The organism is Nocardiopsis eucommiae, assembly GCF_965344335.1.
GTDB classification, from domain to species: Bacteria; Actinomycetota; Actinomycetes; order Streptosporangiales; family Streptosporangiaceae; genus Nocardiopsis; species Nocardiopsis eucommiae.
Map to the genome: position 1 here is coordinate 1 of NZ_CBDRIY010000074.1, position 2,341 is coordinate 2,341.

2 rRNA genes are annotated in these 2,341 nt (G+C 56.8%); both read left to right on the plus strand.

The annotated features are described in order from the left end of the window. Positions 1 to 207 precede the first annotated feature (207 nt). Positions 208 to 1,740 (plus strand): 16S ribosomal RNA (locus ACRWK8_RS26550). Positions 1,741 to 2,046: 306 nt separating this feature from the next. Continuing rightward, positions 2,047 to 2,341, plus strand: a 23S ribosomal RNA gene (locus ACRWK8_RS26555); the annotation flags it as partial.

The following is a 2,341-nucleotide window of genomic DNA, read 5'->3' on the forward strand; positions in this document are numbered from 1 at the left end:
TCTGGCGCTTGTACGGGAAGAGCGATTGTTTCTTGAGAACTCAACAGCGCGTGTTTGATTTTCTTTAAGCCATGTTTGTTTTGGCCCCGACGCACTTCGGTGCGTAGGGTTCCTTTGATTAACCAACGCGAGTTGGTTGGTCAGGATTTCTTCTAGGTTTACTCGCCCCAGGCTGACCGCGAGGTCGCCGGGACGGGTTGTTTGACCTTTATGGAGAGTTTGATCCTGGCTCAGGACGAACGCTGGCGGCGTGCTTAACACATGCAAGTCGAGCGGTAAGGCCCTTCGGGGTACACGAGCGGCGAACGGGTGAGTAACACGTGAGCAACCTGCCCCTGACTCTGGGATAAGCGGTGGAAACGCCGTCTAATACCGGATACGACCCACCACCTCATGGTGGAGGGTGGAAAGTTTTATCGGTCAGGGATGGGCTCGCGGCCTATCAGCTTGTTGGTGGGGTAACGGCCTACCAAGGCGATTACGGGTAGCCGGCCTGAGAGGGCGACCGGCCACACTGGGACTGAGACACGGCCCAGACTCCTGCGGGAGGCAGCAGTGGGGAATATTGCACAATGGGCGAAAGCCTGATGCAGCGACGCCGCGTGGGGGATGACGGCCTTCGGGTTGTAAACCTCTTTTACCACCAACGCAGGCTCCACGTTCTCGTGGGGTTGACGGTAGGTGGGGAATAAGGACCGGCTAACTACGTGCCAGCAGCCGCGGTAATACGTAGGGTCCGAGCGTTGTCCGGAATTATTGGGCGTAAAGAGCTCGTAGGCGGCATGTCGCGTCTGCTGTGAAAGACCGGGGCTTAACTCCGGTTCTGCAGTGGATACGGGCATGCTAGAGGTAGGTAGGGGAGACTGGAATTCCTGGTGTAGCGGTGAAATGCGCAGATATCAGGAGGAACACCGGTGGCGAAGGCGGGTCTCTGGGCCTTACCTGACGCTGAGGAGCGAAAGCATGGGGAGCGAACAGGATTAGATACCCTGGTAGTCCATGCCGTAAACGTTGGGCGCTAGGTGTGGGGACTTTCCACGGTTTCCGCGCCGTAGCTAACGCATTAAGCGCCCCGCCTGGGGAGTACGGCCGCAAGGCTAAAACTCAAAGGAATTGACGGGGGCCCGCACAAGCGGCGGAGCATGTTGCTTAATTCGACGCAACGCGAAGAACCTTACCAAGGTTTGACATCACCCGTGGACCTGTAGAGATACAGGGTCATTTAGTTGGTGGGTGACAGGTGGTGCATGGCTGTCGTCAGCTCGTGTCGTGAGATGTTGGGTTAAGTCCCGCAACGAGCGCAACCCTTGTTCCATGTTGCCAGCACGTAATGGTGGGGACTCATGGGAGACTGCCGGGGTCAACTCGGAGGAAGGTGGGGACGACGTCAAGTCATCATGCCCCTTATGTCTTGGGCTGCAAACATGCTACAATGGCCGGTACAATGGGCGTGCGATACCGTAAGGTGGAGCGAATCCCTTAAAGCCGGTCTCAGTTCGGATTGGGGTCTGCAACTCGACCCCATGAAGGTGGAGTCGCTAGTAATCGCGGATCAGCAACGCCGCGGTGAATACGTTCCCGGGCCTTGTACACACCGCCCGTCACGTCATGAAAGTCGGCAACACCCGAAACTTGTGGCCTAACCCTTCGGGGAGGGAATGAGTGAAGGTGGGGCTGGCGATTGGGACGAAGTCGTAACAAGGTAGCCGTACCGGAAGGTGCGGCTGGATCACCTCCTTTCTAAGGAGTCTTTGAAGACCAACACCTTTCTATCGTTGGTCGGACTCGAAAGTGGACCTCACACCCTTCGGGGTGGTGGGGAGTGGCTGAAGAAAATTGGACTTTGCTCCCGGCGACTAGAAGCGTCGGGGGGCGCGCTGTTGGGTATCTGAGGAAGCAATCCTTGTGGTTGGTTCCCGCTACCACCTCCAGTAACTCCCACGATCTGAGCCCTTTCGGGGTTTGGGTTTGTGGTTTGAGGTAGGGGAGTTTGTGGTTGGTGTTTTGATTTGTGAATAGTGTGCGCGAGCATCTTATTATCTGTAGTGGCCAAGTGATAGTGGCACACGGTGGATGCCTTGGCATCAGGCGCCGATGAAGGACGTGGGAGGCCACGATAGGCCGCGGGGAGCTGTCAACCGAGCTTTGATCCGCGGGTGTCCGAATGGGGAAACCTAGCCCGAGTTGTGTCGGGTTGCCGCTACCTGAATGTATAGGGTAGTTGGTGGTGACGCGGGGAAGTGAAACATCTCAGTACCCGTAGGAAGAGTAAACAACAGTGATTCTCCTAGTAGTGGTGAGCGAACGGGGAAGAGGCTAAACCGTGCGCGTGTGATAGACG